We start from the raw sequence: 16,374 nt of genomic DNA on the forward strand, positions 1-16,374 counted from the left end.
ATTTAGTATTAAATTTATCTGGCTAGCTGCCTAGAGTCTGTATACCTCTTAGATATTTCTACAGCTGTATTATACCTATCGCTACCAGCTACTCTTTCCTTGTTCTTTATCCTTATAGTGTCTTCTATATTCTTAGATACTGAGTTATAGCCTCCACCTATTAGTAGGTTTTCAACTCCCCACTGGCTTACTGCAGCCTCTGTTACAGGATGAAGCTTGTCAGGCTTTGTAAGAAGGATTGGAGCCTTGAACTTGGCTGCCAATGAACTGATAGTGATACCATCTGGGAATTTTGTTCCATCTACTAGGATCAAGTCCTTTTCATTGTTAGTTAGTCTTCTCACCTGGTCAGCAACCTTGTAGGCAGTTTCATACCTAGTTGCTCCACCTATCCTATCAACAGCCTTAGTCTTTGCCTTAACTGTATCCTCAACATTCTTAGAAACAGATGTCTTTTCTCCACCAATAGTTACCTTGTCTATTCTCCAAGCACCTAAAAGTCTATTAGTTACAGAGTTTAGGGCCTTTGGCTGAGTAAGTAGGATTGGAACCCTCTTCTGGTTTGCCAATGTAGAAAGTGTTATAACATCTGGGAAGTTTGTTCCATCTACTAGTATTACTTCGTTTTTATTGTTGCTTGTAAGTCTAACCTCGTCACCGATTTTTTCAGCAGTTTCATACCTATCCTTACCTGCAATTCTTCTAACATTGTAGCCTGCCTTCTTAAGCTGACTTACTACCTTTTCTGATACAGATGCTGGACCACCAGAGATTATAACCTCATCAACACCTAGTCTCTTGATTTCCTTCATAGTATTATCAGAAACCTCATCAAGGCTAGTTAAAAGTATAGGGCACTTCTTTTCATTACCCAAAACTGTAGCTGTAAGTACATCTGTGTACTTGTACCCACTGGCAAGTATTACATACCTCTTAGATTGGTTGCCCCTATTATTTCTATTTCCACCTGTGTTGTTTCCACTAGAGTTGTCCTTTACTATTACCTTGGCAGTCTTAGTCACATACTTGTCTGTATCAACCTTATATGAATACTTAACCCAGTAAGTTCCTGGTCTTGTATTATCTACGTTGTTTGTTACATCTAGCTCTGCATCAGTTATATCACGGCTACCACCGATTACCTTACGCCAAGTTAGGTTGTCGAACTTGTTCCAAGCATCGCCAACATTTATAGTTATATCCTTAGTATCTAGGACCTTGTGTAGTTCAACATAGTATCTTGATAGCTGGACACCTGCATCGGCATCATAAGTACCAAATTGAACATCCTGTCCATCCTTATCTGTAAGCTTTAGACCAGATTTCATATTGTACTGGTAAGACTTCCATAGCCCCCTGTTTGCACTATAGTTTACACTGTAGCCCTCATCCTTTACTGCATTGAATATCCTGTCTAGCTTGATTAGGTAGTATGAATGGTCATAGGCAACGCCATCGCTACCATCTGCCTCATACTTAGCTAAATTAGTAGTAAATAGAAGCTTAGACATACTGTAAATCAGGTCACTCTTCTGTACCTTTGGCATAATTGCCTGGATCTTATCTGGGACCTGCTTGTATGTATTGTCTGGCATCTTATAGGCACCAACATAAACTCCATTTATCCTATCATCCACATTATATAGGTACTCTGATAGTCTAATCTTAGCCTTAGTAGACTTACGTGGACTTCCATAAAATGTTACTGGTAATTCTATATAGTCACCCTTTGTTGCCTGGCTTGTAGTCAAAGGTATATTAAAGTTAATAGTATCATTAGGGTCCATTGTTCCCGTAATCTGAATCTGATTTACTGATGACCAAGAAAAGTTGCTCAAGGCTCTTGCCTGGGCATATGTATAAGTCACATTTCCATCACACTTAAGCTGGATATTTACATCTGAGCCATATGTTCCTGTAATCTCTGCAGCCTTCGTATCATCAATAAACCTAGCCACACCATTTTTCTTATTTTTGTTACCAAAGTCATATGAAAGGTTGATATTAACCCTCTGACCTGTAGTATTTTTCACCTGGCCTACCACTGCTAGGTCGCTTGAATTTGTCATGTCATAGACATCTGCACTCGCCTCAACTGCCGCATAGTCATAATCATAGTCTGGATGACTTGGATTCCATGGAGCAAGCATATCCCAGTCCTTTGAAGAATATTCTGTGTTACCTGTCTTCTTGTTCTTGGCAACAAACCTTGCATAATATTCTATACCGTTATAGTTACTTGACTGGTCTGGAGTCTTGCTTAGCGGATTGTCATAAAAGCTATGTATACTTGACCTGTCAGTCACCGCATAAGTAGTGCTCTTTGTGTGTAGCAAGCCCACAAAGGCAAAGCAGATTGCTACAATTAATAAAGTCCTAATACTTTTCATTAAAATACACCTCTTTTCAAAAAAATATATTGCTTATAAAAATACATGCTTAGATTTATTTATATATAAAACTACTAGCATACTTTAAATATAGTTGATAAACAGTAATAAAGACTGTTTTTCTTGAATTATATTCTTAAAAAACACATTTATTACTAATTTTAAGCTAAGTCACTATTTTTTTACTATAAAAAATCTTGAATCTATCGAAGTTTTGATATATACTAGATTTATTCTACACCTAATTCGTGCATTTTACAATATATTTTTCATATTAATAACTATATTATTTTAATGTCCTTTCTATTTATCTAAACTCACCTGTCTTAAAGTTTCTCCAATATCACCATCAATACATATAGCAAAATCATGTATTTCCTTAGGGCAAAAGACCTCACCATAGTTAAGGCATGCATATACAGCCCTTTTATTTGACCTTGTAAGTTGCCAGAAGGGATATTTTATAATGACAGGCGTATTGGCCCCAACTCCAAGTTCTAAGTAGAGTATATGCTTACCCTTATTTTCTTCAATGAAATTATAATAGGCCTCAGAAGCCCTATTCCAGCCCTCATCTTCAAGAAAGGAATCATCCGCTCTAAGATTTGTTGTCACGTCTGAATTATCATCGGGGCATTTAGGTATCAGGTCCTTAGGTATTTGCATTGATATTTTCCTGTCTTCTGGAACTGCAAAAACTCCACTTTCGTCCTTTATAAATCCCTGGGCTTCCATAGCCTTTATAACCCAGTCCTCATTATCATATGTCTTTTTTATTCTCGGATTTGTGCTTTGGAACAAGCCATAATCCCCCTGGGTATAAAATAGTCTTGACTTATCAAAGCCAGCCCTCTGGAACTGGTGGTCAACATTAGTAGTGACTATAAAATAGTTTTTTCCTTCTAAAAGTGAATAGAGGTCTCTGTATACCGGTTTTGGTGGCTCTATATACCTATTAAAATATATATGTCTTGCCCACCAGGCCCACTTTATTTCTTCATCTGAAAACGGATAAAAACCTCCTGAATACATATCCTTTATACCATATTTCTCTTCAAAGTCAAAAAAGTAGCTTTCGAACCTCTCTCCACTGTAGGTCAAACCGGCAGAAGTAGATAAGCCCGCCCCTGCTCCGACTACGATGGCATCAGCTCTTTGAATTTCGTCCTGAAGTCTCCTTATTCCCTCATCACCTGAGTATTTTCCTCTAGTCATACCATTTGTAAGGGTCCTGACACCTTCTATGCCCAATTGTATTGTATGCCTATATCCATTTTTTCTATCGCAATAATTCTTCATAATACTTCTTATCCTCATCCTTAAATACATTAAAAATTATCCTATCCATAGAGTTAGGATGCCTTAAGGACCACTTAGCTACTGCCTCTGTAGCTATCTCTGCTGCCCTCTTATTTGGGAAGTGAAATACGCCGGTTGATATGCAGCAAAAGGCAAGGCTTTTTAAACCATTTTCCAAACACATATCCAGGGTATTTGTATAGCAGTCTTCAAGCTTCTTCTCTAGGTCAGGAGTAAGACTGCCACAAACTATAGGTCCAACTATATGAACAATCTTCTTAGCAGGAAGGTTGTAGGCCTCTGTAAGCATAGGAATTGATGTCGGTTGCTCGTAGTCATTTCCAAATCTTTCTCTTAGTTGGTCCATTTTATCATTACACTCTTGTCTGAGCTGTACTCCAGCAAAAGTATGGATCTGGTTGTCTATACAGGTATGCATAGGCAAAAAACATCCCAACATCATAGAATTAGCAGCATTTACTATGGCGTCCACCTCAAGCCTGGTTATATCTCCCTGCCATATGGATATATTATCCTTAATAAGGGGTATATCTTCTAGCCTTACTATTCCCTTTTCCTCTGCACAGGCACCTAGGTATTCGTCCTGAACCCTTATTACTTGCTCTGGCAGTTCCTTAGGCATGCGTACATTCATAAGTGACCTCAATAATTGTTCCTTTTCAGCCCTCTTATCTGAGACCCCTATATTTTTATAGTTTTCAGAATCGGCTTTAAATGCTTCCAAAAGGTAGTCCAATCTTTCCTCTTGTCTACTTAGTTTATTCATAGCTTACCTCCTATCTACTGTCCCAGCTAGACAGACTTTAGACAACTACACCTTACAAAACAGTGATTTTAGCCTATTTGAATCCCCCTAACCTTATTATTAGGGTATTTGTTCATTTTTATATTCCTTCCAAAAAAGACCCTGTTAATTTAACCAGGGTCTAATTCTTATATTTCCTTTGCCAAGAGTTCTTTCATCCCACCACTTAGGTCCTCTATTGTATACTTCTTCATCTCAGCCTCCATAGCAAGTTGGATGGCTTTTAGCTTGTCGTCAAGTAGGTTATGGATATTCCTTCCCACAGGACATTGTGGATTTGGGCTAGTATGAAAGCTAAACAGGTCCCCATTTTCAACTGGCTCTATAGCCTCATATACATCATAAAAGCTTATTTCATTTAGAGGCCTTGTTAGGTTAACTCCACCTGTGCCTCTGGCCACCGTGATTAAACCTGCATTTTTTAGCTGTGTCAGAATTTTTCTAATGATAACAGGATTTGTATTTATACTGCCTGCTAGAAAGTCACTTGTAATCTTGTACTGATCTTTAAACGTTTCTACACAGGTTAAAATATGCAAGGCCACGGTAAATCTGCTCGATATTTGCATAGTATCATCCTCCTATTATCATTGTATACTTATATTGATGTAATTTCAAGTATTACATTAAAACTTTCCGTTCTGGTTCTGCCAAGTTGCTTCATCAGCAATAGTTTCCATTACATCCCAGTGCTCAGCTATCTTGCCATTTTCAACACGGAACAAGTCATAGTATGATGTTGGTGTTCCTCCAAAAGTTCCTTCACTAACTGCAAGTGCATAATCTCCATCAGCAAGTACATAGTGTGTCTTATCGTATATCATCTGTATACCTTCCTTAGCCAAGGCCTCTAATGCTGATCCAAGTCCTGAAAGACCATCTGCAATTGACACATTGTGCTGGATATACTTATCTCCATCAAAGTATGAAGTTAGTTTGTCTGGATTCTCTCCACGAAGAACATCTCCAACAAAATCCGCAACAAGTCTTCTTGTTTCTTCCCTATCTACATCCTTCTTTTCAAGGCTTCCATCAATTTGAGTGTGGCCTGATGGATTTGGTTCTGCCTTAGGCTGTAGGTTGTCCCAGTGCTCTGCTATCTTCCCTTCAGAGTCAAATCTGAATATATCGAAGGCTACTACTTCTCCAGCTCCTGCAAAATTGTATACATTATGTAAGAATACCTTGTCTCCATCTTCAAATGCACGTATATTCTTAAGACTTGTTTTAACTGGTGCAGAAGCTAGGTACTCAACTGCTCCTACAAATGCGTCAGCCCCTGTTCCATAAGCAAGATTGTGCTGTATATAGCCCTCTGCTAGAAGTTCCCTAGCCTTTGCTGTATCTCCTGATACGAATGTTCCTATAAGTTCCAATGCTCTTTCCTTGTTTGTCATGATAATTTCCTCCTAATTTTTCTTTTTTTAAATATCATCTGCTTTAATTTTCTTTAGGTGTAACCTTCATGGTTTCATCTTATGAATTTATAATATAGGATTTTTGATGTAATGTCAATAGTTACATTGAAACTTTTTTGAAAAATTTTTCTGAACCTATTTTTTGTCGCTTAAAAAGCACCCAAGCCAAATGGCTAAGGTGCTCTCAAATATTTGGAATTACTTATATCTACACATTTTATCAATCTTGTAAGCACTCCAATCCTATTATTTTAAATAGTATTTTCAATAAAAAATAGTATACTTTAAATTATGCTGCCTCTATACTATCAATAATTTCATTTATTGATATGTGATTTTTATATAGGTCCAATTTATCCTCTAGGTGAACCCTGTACTCCTCTTGAAGGCCTACATATAACTGTACGATTATCATACTGTTTGCACCAAAATCAATAAGGTTATCCTCATTCTTAATTTCTGACATTTCTACATCAAGTAGTTCAGATAGCTGCCTCCTAATAAACCTCTCTATATCCAAACGCTTTGTTTCACTCATTTTACATTCACCACCCTTATATTACTATTTTCATTTAATTTATATATAGCTAAACCACCCTTAGATGTAAGTACTTCCTTTTCATTTATAAGGATACTTTTTTTAATTTTTGAGTTTATATGAAGGCCTTTATTTATATCTACTAGGTGTCTAATAATAGCCTCTACACTAGCTTCACTAAAAAGTCCACCATAATTGTATAAATAAAGGGCAACGAGGCCTTGATAGTCTCCAATGCAAAATGGGATGTTATTAAAGTAGGACCTATCAAGCCTGGCTTCAATTTCATCTGCAAAAATATTCTCACCATTGCTTGAGACAATGATATTCTTCTTCCTTCCTCTAAAGTAAAGCTTCCCATCCTCAAGAATAAATATATCTCCTGTTTCAAAATATTTACCCTCTATTAAGTCCAGGCTTTTAGGCTGTCCACCATCGAACATATAGCTATAAATCCCCCTTGTATCGACTACAAGCTCACCTTCACCACAGTCCATTAACTTTCCTTGCTCATTGAGTATCTTGTAATCATACATTGGATATATACTACCCTCTGAGTCTATATCTTCCAAGTCAGAAGAACTCAGAGATAAGAACCCAATTTCTGTCATGCCATAGCCGACAAAGAAATCAATACCACTATCTATGTAGGTCTCTCTTACCCTTCTATTAGTCTTACTTCCACCGCCCAGGACTATTTGGATTTTGTCACCAAGCATCTCCCTGATGGGGTTGGCCGAATCAGGGAATCTTTTTTGGGCCATATTCATGATTAGCTCCCACACTAGTGGCACACCGAAGACTCCTAGTATATTATCCTTATTTATTGAGTCTATAATGCTATTTGGATATAAATACTTACAGAATACTATATCGCACTCAAGAGAATACATGATAAAGGGTACCAGAAAGCCCAATATATGATACATTGGTAGGGTGCTCAAGATCCTTCTATCTGAAGGTCTTTTGTTTTCCTCCAGTATACCGTATATCTTGTTATCCATTATGATAGACCTTACATTTGATATTAACCTCAGAACTGTCTCAACATTGTACACAAACTTCTTTTGGTACCCTGTTGTTCCAGATGAGTAAAAGCCTACCCAACTACCAAACTCTCTCTCCTCTAAGTCTCCTAGATCATACTCCTTGTCTAGACTGGCCTCATAGTATACATCACTATCTACTGTCCTAAAGCTATCCCTATCAGAGTCATCATTGGGATTTGCCAATAACACATTGTATCCTAGACTTAGTAAGGCAAACATCATAAAAAAGCTGGAACAATTGTCCTTAGAAATCAGCCTTATCCACTGGTCTTTTTTTGATTCAAATCCCTTTGATTTCAAGAGGTCGCTTACAATCAATATATGTTTTTTTATATCTGCAGAATCATATTCGAACCTATTATTGTCCCTGTCATAAAAGATAAATTTACCTTCCCTATTAGTATATAAATAATTCAATAGTTCTCCGAATCTTTTCATATCTGCTCCTTAGTATACCATTGCCACTGAAGCTATATTAATTCCTACGCCTACACCTGTCATAAGGAGCTTATCACCTCTTTTTAGCTTTCCTGACTCTATAAGCTCTACTAGGGCAATTGGTATATTACTTGCTCCCACATTACCATACTTTTCTACAACCTGGACTATCTTCTCCATCGGAAAGTTTAGCTCCTTAGACATACTCTGGTTGATCCACTTTGCTACTTGTGTAGGTACATAGTGGTCAATATCCTTGGTAAAATCCCAACCTACTTCAGATGAAAGCAATGGTAATAGGTGCTTGCCCAGATTTCTTTGTTCATCAATTATGACCTTGGTAGTTCCTGGTATAAACATTTTTTCAGGACTATGTGGGAACCTAACTCCTCCGCCCCAAACAACATTGTTGTTCCAATATTTAGGGAAGGTTTCGAATATTCCCTTTACAAATCCTACCCCTTCTTCATCTGTTCCACCTAGTATGATAGCACCTCCACCATCTCCAATAGAAAAGGTAACTGGAGCACGATTTATCATATCATTTTTATCTTCGAATTCATAGCTGACCCATTTAGATAGGGCCTCGCCTGACACAACTAGGACGTACCTTGCCTTATTTGTTTTTATTAGACTATCGGCAATATCAAGACCAGAAAGAAATGCATTACAAGCATTCTTCACATCAAAGCCAAATGCCTTGTCAATGCCTAGAAGATCCATAACTACATTTACAGTCGCTGGCTCGGCAAAGTCTTGTGAAACTGAGCAGAATATGACAGCATCAATTTCATCCCTACTAATTTGGGCATTTTCAATTGCCTTTTCAGCTGCTTTTGCTGCAATATCAGAGCAATATTCATCAGGCTCTGAATACCTTCTTTCATGACAACCAGTCAACATCTTGCAAAGACCTAACTTTACCCCGAATTTTTCAAAGTTTGCGAGCCTTTCTGACTCCATAGTTGTCACAACCCTACTTGGTAGGTATCTACCAACCCCAATAATTCTACTGTTCATAGCCTTTATTCAACACCTCTTTCATTTCACATATTATTACTTCTGGGTTATCATAGAGAATAGTATGCTCCCCATCTAGCATCCTTAAATCAAAGTTAGCACTCGTATACTCTCTCCAAAGTCCCATATCTTCTTCACTTGCTACCTGGTCAGTTTTTGCTCCAAAAACAGTCATATCCGTGGCTATTTTTAGGCTATCCTCAGGAAGACTGTTAATTATCTCCTCATCCTCTAAAAATAGGTGCAAGTGTTCTATTATAAACCCTACCAGCTCTGCTAGGTCCTTTTCTTCATCTGGTCCCCTATTAAAAAGCTCCCTACACACATCCTCTACGCTTAGCTTTAAGAAACCCTCCTTGTCACTGTACAGCTTGTCCAAGATCCATCCCACAATCAGTTCCTTTTCCTTTTGCAGGGTCATACTGTCTTCAAAAAACCTATTTATTACTCCCCTAACAAAGTCTTTTCTCTCTATATCCTCTGACATCTTTTTTCTGGTCTTTAAAACACATGGTGGTACTTCCACTGACAGAAATAGGTGTCTAGGCATCTTTATGGCGGCCTCTTTTTCAATCTTATTGCACAATTGGATTGCCAGTATACTACTAAAGCTATTACCAATCAGAACATAATCGTCCTCTGTTCCCTCAAGCTTCTTGCAGACCTCGGAATAAAAGTAGTCTATTAGGTCCCTATTATTATGAATCTTCTCCTCTTTTATCTTCATCCCCCTTCCTGGTAGATCTAGGGGACTTATCAAAAATGATTCTGGTAGGTGTCTCATCCACCTATAATAGGTTATTGCCGACGAACCGGCTCCTGGAAATGCAAATATTTTAATCATCTTTATACAATCTCACCTCTAATCAGATTAACTATATTATCTAGTGTAAAATTATCATATATATTTGAAATTTTTATATCTATCCCCAAAAAATCCTTTATATTGAACTTTAGTTTAAGGGCCTTGAGCGAATCTCCTCCTAGTTCAAAGAAGTTTGATTCTTTCCTTATCATAGCCTTGTCTATGCCGATTATATTTGACATGTAGTTCTTTAGGTGGTTTATAAGGTCGTCACTCATTATATCCACACCCTCACTTAAGAGGGACTTCCTCATTTCATAAAACCTATTTTCAAGAATCTGGTAGTCAATTTTACCATTTATCGTATAAGGTATATCCTCTATTTGTACGTTGTACATAGGAACCATATAAAATGGCAATACCTTTTCCAGGTCCTTCCTTAGCTTATTATCATCAAAGTCCCCATTACAAAGGCAGAAATTGACCAATATAGACCTATCCTCATCCCTTATGACCATAGGTATACTCATATCGATACCGGCTAGCTCTTGACTCTTGAACTTTATTTCTCCTAGTTCTATCCTATATCCACTAATCTTAACCTGCTTGTCCATTCTACCCTTGTAGTATAGGTTTAGGTCTTCTCCAATATAGCCAATATCTCCTGTTTTATAGGCCCTTTGCCCTTCCAAACTCTCTAGCCTAACAAACCTATCTTCCGTTTTTTTAGGGTCATCCTTATAGCCTAGGGCCAAGCTATCACCTAATATTAGTATTTCCCCCTCCATACCAAGCTCTACGATATTAGTTTCCTCATCAGCTATAGCAATCTCAGTATTATAAATAGGCCCTCCAAGGGGTATCTCCTTTTCATCACCGTTTATCTCATAATAGGTATTAAGAATACCTGTCTCTGTTAGGCCATAGCAATTAAATAGCTTGTGGGACGTCTTTATATTCTTACAGAATTTTTCTCCCCCAAAATACAAAATCCTCAGGCAGTCATTCTCCATGCCTGCAAACTTTTCTGCAAGAACTGTAGGAAGTAGTAGGATAGTAACCCTATTATCAAGACAAAACTTGTTTAGCTTTTCTAGGTCTTGAACATACTTAGTTCTTTCATCTATAGTTACAATAGGAATCATATTCAATAAAAAAGTGTAAATATCACATCCGCAGGCATCAAATGAAAATGAAGTAAAGGATATGCCTATATCAGTTGGAGCTAATTCAAATTTATCTTCTAGAGATACTACCATATTAATTATTGCTCTATGTGGTACGACAACCCCCTTAGGCTGGCCTGTAGAGCCAGAGGTATAGATCATATAGGCTGGTGTATCAGAAGCGAAATCATCATAGATACAGTTTTTATCCGATTCCTTCAGGTCTATCTCATCCATACAGATCAGTCTTACATCCCCAGCAACTTCATCCTGAATTAGGTCATTAATTTCCTTACTGACAAAGGCTATCTTAGCACCAGATTTGTTTATAATATCTATTATCCTTACAGAATTATTGGGCTCTGGTTCTATTGGTAAATAATAGCCACCAGAGGCTAAAACACCATACAGGGCAATATACCTACTAGCCCTACTGTGAAGGGATAGTACAACTGGATCTTCCCTATCAAAAGTCTCAATCTCCTGTAAAAAACTAGCAAAATCATTGATCTTTTTCCAAAATTCTCTATATGTTAGCCTATCCTCACCCTTGAATATTTCCAAGTCTGGTTTTTTATTACAGCAGTAAGACAATCTCTTTATAATATTTTCATTATCTCTATTATAAACCTCATCGTTTTTATCCCCTCTTAAAATTGCTAATTCCCCCATACTTAAAACACCGCCTTATTAAAACTTATAGTTCATCTGCTTCATCATTAGTATTTCATTTGTAGATGACCTAAATAGGCCATCAATTCGCCCGATTGAGTTGTATTTATTTTTGATATAAAAATTGATGGCCTTCTCATTATCGTCCTTCACCACTAAAAATAGCTTCATCTTAGGCTTCTTATATTCCTCTAGCTCTTTGGTTTCAAAGCATTCTAGCAGCTTACTCCCAACACCTAGCTTCCTATATTTTTCAAAGACAAAAATCAGGTTTAAATATGGGAACTTTCCAAACATAGTATCCTTAGAAAACCATACAAAACCTACTATGTCTTCCCTGTATCTGCCTATATATATGCGGTCCCTTCTAAAGGCCTCCTCTAGGACATTTTTCAGTATTTTCAGGCTTGGATAATACCTCTTGCCAAAAGAGGTGTTGAATACCTCACCTGCACATATTTCCAAATCAAGTTCACTGCAAGCCTCTATTTGTAATTCCTCACTATTAAACATGACTACAAATCAGCTCCTCCATCAACCCAACTGTCTCAAACGAAGACAATTCAATTTTCTCAAGGTCAAGCTCTATATCAAATTCATTTTCAAACAAGCCTATTAGGTTGATAACGTCAAATGATTCCAAATAACCTGTAGATATTAACTTTGTGTCCTTATCAATATCCTTATCTAATAGTTCAAATACATTTTCCTTAACGATCTTTATAATCTTATCCTTCATGCTAACTTCCCCCTTCTAATTTAAATATCCTTAATATCTAGACCCATCTTTGATAGGGCACTCACTATATGTTCTTCCTTCAAAGGTGTATTAATGATCTCTAGGGCCCTATCCCTATTCATCTCACCACTTCTAACTAGGTCACTTAATTCTGTTTCGTGCTGTGAATAGCCAAAGAAATCTAAGGCCTTATACTGAGCAACATAGTTGAAGATACAATTTGATGAATTCTTAGGCCAGCTATCCTTTGATCTTTTAAAGTTTAGCTCAGCCTTTAGGGTATCCACTATCTGGTCTTCATTCCAATCTATATACCTAAATGGTGATAGCTGTAGTATATTTCCATACTCTTTATTCATATAGGCCATAGGGTTGGTAAATATTTCAGATAGCTCCTTGTACTTATCATCATCCTTAAAAATATCGACAACATTTTTGTCTGATTTTTCATATATCCAAAATAACTCATTGCTCTTAATGTAATTCTGTCCCTTTGTATAGCCTCCCAGAATAACCTTGACCTCATTCTGTATACAAATTTTCTTCACTATATTTTCCAGCAAAATATGGCAAAGTCTACAAAAATATACTTCTTTTTTTGATAAAATACACTTTTTAAAAATATCAAAAAAGTCATTTGTCTTATATATGATAAGATCGATACCTAGGATTTCAGAAGCACTATTGACATTGTGGTACATTTCTGGAAGTACAAATCCATTATCTACAAAGACAGCCAAAACCCTTAAATTTAGTATTTTCTTAGCAATATATAGGGTCATCATACTGTCCTTACCACCAGATACACTTACAATACAATCATATTTAGGAGATGATTTGGTATGAAAAAGTAGCTTCTTCTTAAAATATGATAGACTCTCCTTTTCGTCCTTCTTCTCAACCTTAGTATTATCTTTTTCCCTCTCCCTGCATATATTACAAAGACCATTTTCATCTATCTCTACACGACCCTTAGTCTCTGGCATTACACATCTTTTGCACCTTCTAGGCTCTTCTTTCTTTATACAACAATTTTCCATCATTCCACCCCTATAGACTCACATACTTACTGATTTCATCTATTGTTGCCTGGTCCCACTTACTAGTATCTAGACCCTTCTGTGATAATAGCGTATAGGCCAGTCTTTCAACTCCAAAGGCATAACAAGCAGTATAGGCATAATCACCATTATGTGTCCTTATATTATATGGCTTAGAAAAATGAGTCCTGTGAAAGTTTACAGAGCAGCAAGAAACATAATCTCCATTGCTTGGTACAAGAATCCTGTACTCCAACTTAGAGTTTCCAATTAGCTGGAAGTATCTTAGCTTCTTGTAGCTACTTGCGAAGAATGAATCATTTGCAGTCTCACACCTTGAGTTTAGGGAAAAAACATCAATCCAAAATTTAGTCAATTTTTTTGATTCCTCTATAAGGGGCTCCAAGCTACCTGCCTCGCCAATAAAGACATACTCCTTCATATTGAACTCATTTAATCTACTTAGTTCCTTAATATTTAGCTCCTCGTTTCTAAAGCACCTACCAGACACCAAAAAGGCCTTGACTTCATTTTCCTCTAGACTATGGTTCTCTAAAGATGGATAAACAGGTGCACAAGTAGCGTGCCTCAAGACATTCTTAGGTAAAGTGGTATCATTTAAAACCTCATCTACACAAGAACACATTGGCTTTCTTGACATAAATTTTTCATAGGTATCAATATTATTATTTAGCTTGGTCTGGAACATCATATAGTGTGGGAAATTTTCAAAATACCTGCCCTTTACATACTCTTGAACAGGAAACAATACTGGGTATACCTCCTCTGTCAGATTACTGAAGGTCTTATAGGCATATTCATTTATCTTCTTGTCAAAGTACTCATATATCTTTAGGAATAGTCCAGAATAAGAAAATACTCCTGGACTTAGCTCTCTAACTGTCCTATCATTTAGTAGGTCAGAAAAAATATCTTTGTCATTTAGGGGCTTTTTATCTGTAAAATCCTCTAATACTATGGTTTCAATCTTTGAGTCCTTCATTGACTCAATTATCGTTACCAGCCTCTGAAGCTCCTGCTTGATTTCATCATTGCAAGAATCCTCACAAGCTATAATCACCTTATCTTCACCCTTATCTATATTGGTAATTTTAGGAGATACATAGGGTATCATATCTATAAAAACCTTTAGGTTATCTTCCTTCATACTATTTACATTAAATTCAAACATAAAATCCCTCCTCATGGAACAATCAATTAGCAAGGCAAGTGGATACAACAAACCTATCGTCAAAATAGGTTATACTTACATCCATTACCTGCTTTTCGATTAAAGACACTGCCCTTGCAGCTTCATTGTTGATGCCGACTATATTAATAGATTGCAGGTCTCTAATCCCCCTAGCATAGAACTTCAAACAGGCCTCCTTAACAGTCCAAAATGTGTAAAAAGCCCTAGTATCTATGTTTTTAAATTTTTCTAACTCATAAATAAAATAATTTTTTAGGATACTACTATAATTAAAACTCTTACTATAATCCTCTATATCAATTCCAATAGGCCTATTGCTAAATGCTATCACCGAGCAAGACCTGGTGTGAGATATACTATAGTTAAAATCACAATGTCCATAAAAGTAGGGTTTACCATTGTCAAACCCTATATCATCATCAGTCGGGAATCTCCCATATATCCCACTAAAAATAATATTAACTACTGCATGAGTAGCTATATGATTAAGCTTGTCCCCTATAAGACAATATTTATCTGCCCTCAAATCCTGACTTCTTGTTAATGACCTCCTGAGCCTATACTGACTCTCAACCAAAAAACCCTCCTCAAGAACAAGGACAAGCGTGTCTTTTTTTACTAGTTCAATACAAGTGAATATATCATCGATTAACTTTATCTTTCTGATAATCATTTTTCTCCCCATTTTGCTTGTATATCAGCACCTTTTTGCCAACTGTAATTAGCTATACTATTTAAGGGCCCTTTAGACGCCCTATTAATTTATGCCTATTAAGAGTATAGAAGAAATCATTTTCCAAAAACTCACTCCTCTTTTCTCAAATCAAGTACTATTTCCGTAGTCCTTTCTTCCCTCTCTCATATTTTTTCTTTTAGCAAAATTCTTCCCCATTCTTTCATTCCACCTTTGATAAATTTTTTTAGATAAACATTTACTAATTATGATTATGATTTTAAATTCCTAATGATATATATTATTATATCACCAGCTAAAATCTATATCAATGATTTTTTTAGAAAATATTCATTGATACCTATCGTCTTTTTTTATATTATTTATTGTAGTAATAGTTAACTTCTATATGTTTTTTATAAAAATTCAAGCTTGATTTATATTAATGATATAAAAATATTTAACCGAGGCTCTTACATGACGTAAAAAAGCACCCTAGCCAAATGGCTAAGGTGCTCTTACCTACTCAATATTTAGTTTTGATGATTGAATTTGTCATTTCATATCCATCAAGAGAAAAGTTTTCTAGGTGCTTATCATATCTATAATCCTATCTAGAAGGTCCGTAATTCCCTCTGCTACATAGACTATTTCATCGGGGTCATGGATATAGCATATGATCTGGCCCTCCTTGCCATCTTGGCCTGGATCAAAATCAAGCATTAAGTAACAGGTATCGCAGTATTCTGCAAAAGGAAACCAGCTCCTATTAAATAGATATTTCTTTATCCTACTATCCCTCATATTTTCTATATCTTCACTGGTAAAATAGTCTGGAAAATCACTTAGAAGTGAGTCCTTATTTTGGAAGTATTCCTTCGACCTCTCTATAGCTTGTAGGCTCATTAGAGAAAAGGCCATTTGCCTTTGACCAATTAGACATGGGAGTATAGCAAAAAACTTAGGTTGTATAATATTTAGCGTTGGTGAGAGAAAATTCTCTCCCAACGCTAAATTTTTTGCAAAAAAATAGGAACACACATCAAATCTCATGTATAATTTAAATCGTCAAAAAAAAAATAATAAGG

The 16,374-nt window shown here is 36.4% G+C and carries 16 protein-coding genes; all 16 read right to left on the minus strand.

From position 1 onward, the window contains the following. Positions 1–14: 14 nt before the first annotated feature. On the minus strand, positions 15–2,390 hold the full coding sequence (locus tag ACW6OJ_RS01695; protein ID WP_456095607.1) for a cell wall-binding repeat-containing protein: 2,376 nt from the start codon (positions 2,388–2,390) through the stop codon (positions 15–17). Between the two features lie 303 nt (positions 2,391–2,693). Continuing rightward, positions 2,694–3,689, minus strand: a complete 996-nt coding sequence (locus ACW6OJ_RS01700) for an SIR2 family NAD-dependent protein deacylase (RefSeq protein ID WP_456095608.1) — start codon at positions 3,687–3,689, stop codon at positions 2,694–2,696. Beyond that, the gene (locus tag ACW6OJ_RS01705) at positions 3,670–4,476 is read right to left on the minus strand and encodes a protein-ADP-ribose hydrolase (RefSeq protein WP_456095609.1); all 807 of its coding nucleotides are present in this window, start codon (positions 4,474–4,476) and stop codon (positions 3,670–3,672) included. Before ACW6OJ_RS01705 ends, ACW6OJ_RS01700 begins: the two co-directional genes overlap by 20 nt. Before the next feature lie 167 nt (positions 4,477–4,643). Next, positions 4,644–5,084: an Rrf2 family transcriptional regulator gene (locus ACW6OJ_RS01710; protein ID WP_313964450.1), complete on the minus strand. Its 441-nt coding sequence runs from the start codon at positions 5,082–5,084 to the stop codon at positions 4,644–4,646. Positions 5,085–5,141: 57 nt separating this feature from the next. Beyond that, the gene (locus ACW6OJ_RS01715) at positions 5,142–5,912 is read right to left on the minus strand and encodes a nuclear transport factor 2 family protein (protein WP_456095610.1); all 771 of its coding nucleotides are present in this window, start codon (positions 5,910–5,912) and stop codon (positions 5,142–5,144) included. Positions 5,913–6,222: 310 nt separating this feature from the next. Next, positions 6,223–6,471 carry an acyl carrier protein gene (locus ACW6OJ_RS01720; RefSeq protein WP_293431554.1) on the minus strand — a complete coding sequence of 83 codons (249 nt, stop codon included), beginning with the start codon at positions 6,469–6,471 and terminating at the stop codon, positions 6,223–6,225. After that, entirely contained in the window at positions 6,468–7,958 is a 1,491-nt protein-coding gene (locus tag ACW6OJ_RS01725; protein WP_456095611.1) for an AMP-binding protein, read from the minus strand. The genes ACW6OJ_RS01720 and ACW6OJ_RS01725 overlap by 4 nt, the downstream gene beginning before the upstream one ends. Before the next feature lie 9 nt (positions 7,959–7,967). After that, positions 7,968–8,978, minus strand: a complete 1,011-nt coding sequence (locus tag ACW6OJ_RS01730; protein ID WP_455104708.1) for a 3-oxoacyl-ACP synthase III family protein — start codon at positions 8,976–8,978, stop codon at positions 7,968–7,970. After that, positions 8,968–9,822, minus strand: a complete 855-nt coding sequence (locus ACW6OJ_RS01735; RefSeq protein WP_456095612.1) for a thioesterase II family protein — start codon at positions 9,820–9,822, stop codon at positions 8,968–8,970. The genes ACW6OJ_RS01730 and ACW6OJ_RS01735 overlap by 11 nt, the downstream gene beginning before the upstream one ends. Before the next feature lie 2 nt (positions 9,823–9,824). Beyond that, complete coding sequence (locus ACW6OJ_RS01740) at positions 9,825–11,621, minus strand: non-ribosomal peptide synthetase (protein WP_456095613.1); 1,797 nt, start codon at positions 11,619–11,621, stop codon at positions 9,825–9,827. An 18-nt stretch (positions 11,622–11,639) separates the two neighbouring features. After that, complete coding sequence (locus ACW6OJ_RS01745; RefSeq protein ID WP_456095614.1) at positions 11,640–12,134, minus strand: GNAT family N-acetyltransferase; 495 nt, start codon at positions 12,132–12,134, stop codon at positions 11,640–11,642. Next, positions 12,127–12,360 (minus strand): acyl carrier protein, encoded by a 234-nt coding sequence (locus ACW6OJ_RS01750; protein WP_293433129.1) that lies wholly within the window; start codon positions 12,358–12,360, stop codon positions 12,127–12,129. Before ACW6OJ_RS01750 ends, ACW6OJ_RS01745 begins: the two co-directional genes overlap by 8 nt. 20 nt (positions 12,361–12,380) lie before the next feature. Further along, complete coding sequence (locus tag ACW6OJ_RS01755) at positions 12,381–13,400, minus strand: phosphoadenosine phosphosulfate reductase domain-containing protein (RefSeq protein ID WP_455103698.1); 1,020 nt, start codon at positions 13,398–13,400, stop codon at positions 12,381–12,383. 10 nt (positions 13,401–13,410) lie between these two features. Beyond that, positions 13,411–14,592: an aminoacyl--tRNA ligase-related protein gene (locus ACW6OJ_RS01760; protein ID WP_455103699.1), complete on the minus strand. Its 1,182-nt coding sequence runs from the start codon at positions 14,590–14,592 to the stop codon at positions 13,411–13,413. 22 nt (positions 14,593–14,614) lie between these two features. Further along, a complete protein-coding gene (locus ACW6OJ_RS01765; RefSeq protein WP_314494761.1) occupies positions 14,615–15,286 on the minus strand; it encodes a 4'-phosphopantetheinyl transferase family protein in 672 nt (223 codons plus the stop codon). 585 nt (positions 15,287–15,871) lie between these two features. Further along, a complete protein-coding gene (locus tag ACW6OJ_RS01770) occupies positions 15,872–16,207 on the minus strand; it encodes an SMI1/KNR4 family protein (protein ID WP_456095615.1) in 336 nt (111 codons plus the stop codon). Between the last annotated feature and the right edge of the window lie 167 nt (positions 16,208–16,374).

This window comes from Peptostreptococcus sp., from assembly GCF_977045075.1.

Excerpts from the sequence above, each read along its gene's own strand:
- ACW6OJ_RS01695 (WP_456095607.1), bottom strand. The coding sequence starts at position 2,390 with ATGAAAAGTATTAGGACTTTATTAATTGTAGCAATCTGCTTTGCCTTT.
- ACW6OJ_RS01700 (WP_456095608.1), bottom strand. The coding sequence starts at position 3,689 with ATGAAGAATTATTGCGATAGAAAAAATGGATATAGGCATACAATACAA.
- ACW6OJ_RS01705 (WP_456095609.1), bottom strand. The coding sequence starts at position 4,476 with ATGAATAAACTAAGTAGACAAGAGGAAAGATTGGACTACCTTTTGGAA.
- ACW6OJ_RS01710 (WP_313964450.1), bottom strand. The coding sequence starts at position 5,084 with ATGCAAATATCGAGCAGATTTACCGTGGCCTTGCATATTTTAACCTGT.
- ACW6OJ_RS01715 (WP_456095610.1), bottom strand. The coding sequence starts at position 5,912 with ATGACAAACAAGGAAAGAGCATTGGAACTTATAGGAACATTCGTATCA.
- ACW6OJ_RS01720 (WP_293431554.1), bottom strand. The coding sequence starts at position 6,471 with ATGAGTGAAACAAAGCGTTTGGATATAGAGAGGTTTATTAGGAGGCAG.
- ACW6OJ_RS01725 (WP_456095611.1), bottom strand. The coding sequence starts at position 7,958 with ATGAAAAGATTCGGAGAACTATTGAATTATTTATATACTAATAGGGAA.
- ACW6OJ_RS01730 (WP_455104708.1), bottom strand. The coding sequence starts at position 8,978 with ATGAACAGTAGAATTATTGGGGTTGGTAGATACCTACCAAGTAGGGTT.
- ACW6OJ_RS01735 (WP_456095612.1), bottom strand. The coding sequence starts at position 9,822 with ATGATTAAAATATTTGCATTTCCAGGAGCCGGTTCGTCGGCAATAACC.
- ACW6OJ_RS01740 (WP_456095613.1), bottom strand. The coding sequence starts at position 11,621 with ATGGGGGAATTAGCAATTTTAAGAGGGGATAAAAACGATGAGGTTTAT.
- ACW6OJ_RS01745 (WP_456095614.1), bottom strand. The coding sequence starts at position 12,134 with ATGTTTAATAGTGAGGAATTACAAATAGAGGCTTGCAGTGAACTTGAT.
- ACW6OJ_RS01750 (WP_293433129.1), bottom strand. The coding sequence starts at position 12,360 with ATGAAGGATAAGATTATAAAGATCGTTAAGGAAAATGTATTTGAACTA.
- ACW6OJ_RS01755 (WP_455103698.1), bottom strand. The coding sequence starts at position 13,400 with ATGGAAAATTGTTGTATAAAGAAAGAAGAGCCTAGAAGGTGCAAAAGA.
- ACW6OJ_RS01760 (WP_455103699.1), bottom strand. The coding sequence starts at position 14,592 with ATGTTTGAATTTAATGTAAATAGTATGAAGGAAGATAACCTAAAGGTT.
- ACW6OJ_RS01765 (WP_314494761.1), bottom strand. The coding sequence starts at position 15,286 with ATGATTATCAGAAAGATAAAGTTAATCGATGATATATTCACTTGTATT.
- ACW6OJ_RS01770 (WP_456095615.1), bottom strand. The coding sequence starts at position 16,207 with ATGGCCTTTTCTCTAATGAGCCTACAAGCTATAGAGAGGTCGAAGGAA.